Origin of the sequence: Streptomyces sp. SID4985 (genome assembly GCF_009863025.1) — a bacterium.
Taxonomy (GTDB): domain Bacteria; phylum Actinomycetota; class Actinomycetes; order Streptomycetales; family Streptomycetaceae; genus Streptomyces.
The window spans coordinates 1-4,300 of the sequence record NZ_WWIR01000667.1 but is presented as its reverse complement, the minus strand read 5'-3'; the positions used below and the strand labels follow the sequence as shown (position 1 = coordinate 4,300).

Below are 4,300 nucleotides of genomic sequence, written 5' to 3'. Positions count from 1 at the left end.
GTCGGCGTGGCCGTTGTGGCGGGCGTACTCCTCGATCATGTGGGTGTAGATCCAGCGGAGGCTGTAGCGCTCCTCGCTGTGGGGGCGCCGCTTGCCGAGTCCGAGGTCGTCCAGCTCGAAGCGGGCCGCGTGGGTCCGGGCCGTCTCGATCTCGGCCTGCCAGACGGCGTACGCGTCCTTCCAGGTGTCCGCCTCGGTGAGGTGGAGGTCGCCGTCCGGGTCCTCGTCGCTCCAGTAGATCCACCCCTGGTCGTCACCGGCCAGCACCTTGCGGAACCAGGACCGCTCCACGTCGGACATGTGCCGCACCAGGCCCATCAGCGACAGGTCGGACGGTGGCACGGACGCGGTGCGCAGCTGCTCGTCGGTGAGGTCCTCGCACTTCCAGGCGAGGGTCCGGCGGTGGTACTCGAGCCAGCCCTCCAGCATGGCGCGTTCACCGGCGGTCAGGTCGGGGGAGGGGCGGTCGGCGGGGGCGTGGTCCTCGGCGGGGGCCCGGCTTTCGGCAGTCATGATCGGGATCCTCGCAGCCGGGCCGCCACGGCGACAGCGGATTTCCACGGTCCCCTCACCGGCCTCGGCCGCCCAGCATCCCCGCCAGCAACTCCCGCAGATCCGCCCGGACTTCCTCAAGTCCCGGCACCTCGCGGCTGAACGAGCCCGCCGTGCACGCGAACAGCAGACCGTCCGTCCACGCCAGCAGCGACAGCACGTGCCGGGCCGGATCCGGCGAGCCCGCGGCGATGAGCAGCGCGGCCAACTGGTCCTTGAAGACGGCACCCGTCGCGTCGTAGAAGGCGCGCAGCTCGGGGCGCCGGGTGGCCTCCAGGGCGAGTTCGTAGCGGGCGACCAGCAGGGCGCGGCCCTCGGTGAGCAGGCGATGGACCGCCAGTGCGAGACCGTCGGCCAGGGACTCCGCCCCGCCGGACGGATCCGGCAGCTCACCCTCCGCCAGGATTCCCGCCTCGCGCTCGGCGTGCCGCCGTACGACGAGTTCCAGCAGCGCCTGGCGGGTGCGCGCCACGTTCGACGTGGAGCCCTGCGGCAGTCCGGCCGCCTCGTCCACGGCCCGGTGGGTCAGCCCGCGCATCCCGCGCTCGGCGAGCAGGGTGATGGCGGTGTCGGCGACCAGGGCGGCGCGGGGGGCGTTCGGGGTGCTCACGGGCATGGAGGCGACCCTACCCGCGCCGTACGGTGGTACTACGGGTGTAGTAAGGTCGGCCGTTAACTACAGGTGTAGTCACGCGGAGGAGTCATGGCGGAACGCATGCGCGCACTCGTCGTCGGCGGCGGGATCGGCGGCCTCACCGCCGCGGCCGCCCTGCACCGGCGCGGCTGGGAGGTCACCGTCCTGGAGCGGGCCCCCTCGCTGGAGCCGGTCGGTGCCGCCCTCTCGCTCGCCCCCAACGGCCTGCGCGCCCTCGATGTCCTCGGCATCGGGGACGAGATCCGCGACCTGGCCGCCTGGCAGGGCGACGGCGGGCTGCGCGCGCCGAGCGGACGCTGGCTGTCCCGGTCCAACGCCGAGGCGATGGCGGCGCGGTTCGGCGGTCCGCTGGTCCTGTTGCCCCGCGCGACGCTGGTCGACCGACTGGCCGCGCTGCTGCCGTCCGGCGCCGTGCGAACGGGAGCCGCCGCGCACCTTGTTGACCCCGGTGCGACCGATCGCCCCGCCCGAGTGGCCGTCGGCGACGAGAAGTTGGAGGCCGAGCTGGTGGTCGGCGCCGACGGTGTCAACTCCCGTGTCCGGCAAGCTCTGTTCCCCGACCATCCCGGCGCCGAGTACACCGGCTTCACCACCTGGCGCCTGCTGATCCCGTTGACCGGTGCGGAGTTCGCCTCGCACGAGACCTGGGGCCGGGGCCGGCTCTGGGGCACCCATCCACTCAAGGGCGGCCGGGTCTACGCGTACGCGGCCACCGCCGCTCCACCCGGACAACACGCCCCGGACGACGAACTCGATGAACTCCGGCGGCAGTTCGGCACCTGGCACCATCCGGTCCCCGACGTACTCGCCGCCGCCCGTCCCGAGGACGTGCTCCGGCACGACGTGTACCACCTCGCGCGGCCTCTACCCGCGTACCACCTCGGCCGCACCGCGCTCCTCGGCGACGCCGCGCACGCCATGCCGCCCATGCTCGGGCAGGGGGCCAACCAGGCCATCGAGGACGCCGTGGTCCTCGCCCACAACGCCGCCCACCACGCCGCCCACCGCGTCCCCGACCTGGCCGCGTACACCGCCGCCCGGCTCCCGCGCACCACCGGCATCGCCCGCCGGTCCGTGCAGGCGGCCCGGCTGAACCTCGCCGACGGCCGCGTCGTCTGCGCCCTGCGCGACAATGCGATCGCCGCCGCCTCCAAGGCCGTCCCCACGCTGCTGCTGCGCGGCTTCGACACCGTCGCGAACTGGCGGCCGCCGTATCCTTCCGCAGAGGAACACACGGAGTACCGCCACTAGGAGAGCATGTGAAGGTCGGCTGCATCGGACTCGGGGACATCGCGCGGAAGGCATACCTTCCGGTGCTCGGCACACTGCCCGGCGTCGACCTCCACCTCCAGACCCGCACCCCCGCGACCCTGACGGCCGTGGCGGACTCGCTGCACCTGCCCGAGGAGCGGCGGCACGAGAGCCTGGACTCCCTCCTGGGCGCGGGTCTCGACGCCGCCTTCGTGCACGCGCCCACCGCCGTCCACCCCGAGATCGTCACCCGGCTCCTCGAAGCGGGCGTCCCCACCTACGTGGACAAGCCGCTCGCCTACGAACTCGCCGACGCCGAGCGGCTGGTGGCGCTCGCCGAGGAGCGGGGTGTCTCCCTGTTCGTCGGCTTCAACCGCCGGTACGCCCCCGCGTACGCGCAGTGCCTGGAGCACCCGCGCGAGCTGATCATCCTCCAGAAGAACCGGGTCGGGCTGCCCGAGGAGCCCCGCTCGATGGTCCTGGACGACTTCATCCACGTCGTGGACACCCTGCGCTTCCTGGTGCCGGGCCCGGTCGACGACGTCACCGTGCGTTCCCGCTCCGAGAACGGGCTGCTGCACCACGTCGTGCTCCAGCTCGCCGGTGACGGCTTCACCGCGCTCGGCGTCATGAACCGGCTCAGCGGCTCCGCCGAGGAGATCCTGGAGGTCTCCGGGCAGGACACCAAGCGCCAGGTCGTCAACCTCGCCGAGGTCATCGACCACAAGGGCCAGCCGACCCTGCGGCGGCGCGGCGACTGGGTGCCCGTCTCCCGGCAGCGCGGCATCGAGCAGGCCGTCCTCACCTTCCTCGACGCCGTCCGCGCGGGCAGGACGCTCAGCGCCGGGGACGCGCTGGCCACCCACGAACTGTGTGAGCGGATCGTACGAGCGGTTCAGGACCCGTCCGGCGCGGCCTGAGCGTCCGTACGCCCTCCACCGCGCCCAGCGAGGCCAGCACCAGGAGCGCTCCGCGCACCGCCCAGTCGCCGTGGCGGACGTACGGGGTGACACCGTGCGCGAGCGGTACGTCGTAGACGTGAGCGGTGTCGGCGTTCGTACCGAGCCAGGGGCCGAGCCGGTGGCCGTCCGGGCCGTAGACGGCGCTCACTCCGGTCAGGGTGGCGTGCACCATCGGGCGGCCGGTCTCGGCGGCGCGCAGCGCGGCCAGCGAGGCGTGCTGCTCCGGGGCCCAGCTGCCCTGGAAGGTCGAGGTGGAGGACTGGCCGAGCAGGACGCCCGCGCCGTCGTCCGCGAGGTGGCGGCTCATGTCCGGGAACGCGGTCTCGAAGCACACCAGCGGGCCGATCCGCAGCCCGTGCCCGGCGTCCATCACGACCTGCTCGGTACCCCGGTGCCGGTCCTCGCCCGCCGCCCTGCCCACCGACGTGGCCCAGCCGAGCAGGGAGCGGGCCGGTATGTACTCCCCGAAGGGGACCAGCCGCATCTTGTCGTACCGCTCGCCGGTCGGGCCGTCCGGGCCGATCAGGACGGAGCTCTTGTAGACGCCGGGGCGGTCGGAGCGACGGGCGTCCACGTTCACCAGCACATCGGCGCCGGTCAGCCGGGACAGCGCGGCGAGCCGGCGGGCGAGATCCGGGCGGGCGGCGAGATCGTGCCCCACGCTGCTCTCGCCCCACACCACGAGGTCCACGTCCTGCCCGGCCAGGCGCCGGGTCAGCCGCTCCTCGCGGTCGAAGCGGTCGTCCACGCTGCGCGGTCCCTCCACGACACCGGGTTGTACGACGGCGATCCGGGCGGTCCCCTCCGTCGCGGGGCGCGGCGCCCACGCCCAGGCCGCCGAGGTCGCGGCGGCGGTGGCGAGCAGCGAGGCCGCGGCGGG

5 protein-coding genes are annotated in these 4,300 nt (G+C 73.7%); 2 read left to right on the top strand and 3 right to left on the bottom strand.

Annotated features, from left to right (window positions below; all coding sequences use genetic code 11):
- Positions 1-429, bottom strand: a 429-nt coding sequence (locus GTW40_RS28930) for a DinB family protein (RefSeq protein WP_161183090.1), incomplete at its 3' end; no start/stop codon positions are given.
- A 139-nt stretch (positions 430-568) separates the two neighbouring features.
- Positions 569-1,168, bottom strand: a complete 600-nt coding sequence (locus tag GTW40_RS28925; RefSeq protein ID WP_161183089.1) for a TetR/AcrR family transcriptional regulator — start codon at positions 1,166-1,168, stop codon at positions 569-571.
- Between the two features lie 87 nt (positions 1,169-1,255).
- Between GTW40_RS28925 and GTW40_RS28920 the strand changes: the two genes are divergently transcribed.
- Both GTW40_RS28920 and GTW40_RS28915 read left to right on the top strand, forming a co-directional pair.
- On the top strand, positions 1,256-2,458 hold the full coding sequence (locus GTW40_RS28920) for an FAD-dependent monooxygenase (RefSeq protein ID WP_161183088.1): 1,203 nt from the start codon (positions 1,256-1,258) through the stop codon (positions 2,456-2,458).
- A gap of 8 nt (positions 2,459-2,466) precedes the next feature.
- Positions 2,467-3,378, top strand: coding sequence for a Gfo/Idh/MocA family oxidoreductase (locus GTW40_RS28915; protein WP_161183087.1), 912 nt, complete (start codon positions 2,467-2,469; stop codon positions 3,376-3,378).
- On the opposite strand, the gene lnt is transcribed toward GTW40_RS28915, so the two are convergent.
- Positions 3,296-4,300, bottom strand: a 1,005-nt coding sequence (gene lnt / locus GTW40_RS28910; protein ID WP_161183086.1) for an apolipoprotein N-acyltransferase, incomplete at its 5' end; no start/stop codon positions are given. The genes GTW40_RS28915 and lnt overlap by 83 nt on opposite strands.

What these genes read in the sequence shown, in the direction of transcription:
- GTW40_RS28925 (WP_161183089.1), bottom strand. Translation starts at nt 1,168, where the DNA reads ATGCCCGTGAGCACCCCGAACGCCCCCCGCGCCGCCCTGGTCGCCGAC.
- GTW40_RS28920 (WP_161183088.1), top strand. Translation starts at nt 1,256, where the DNA reads ATGGCGGAACGCATGCGCGCACTCGTCGTCGGCGGCGGGATCGGCGGC.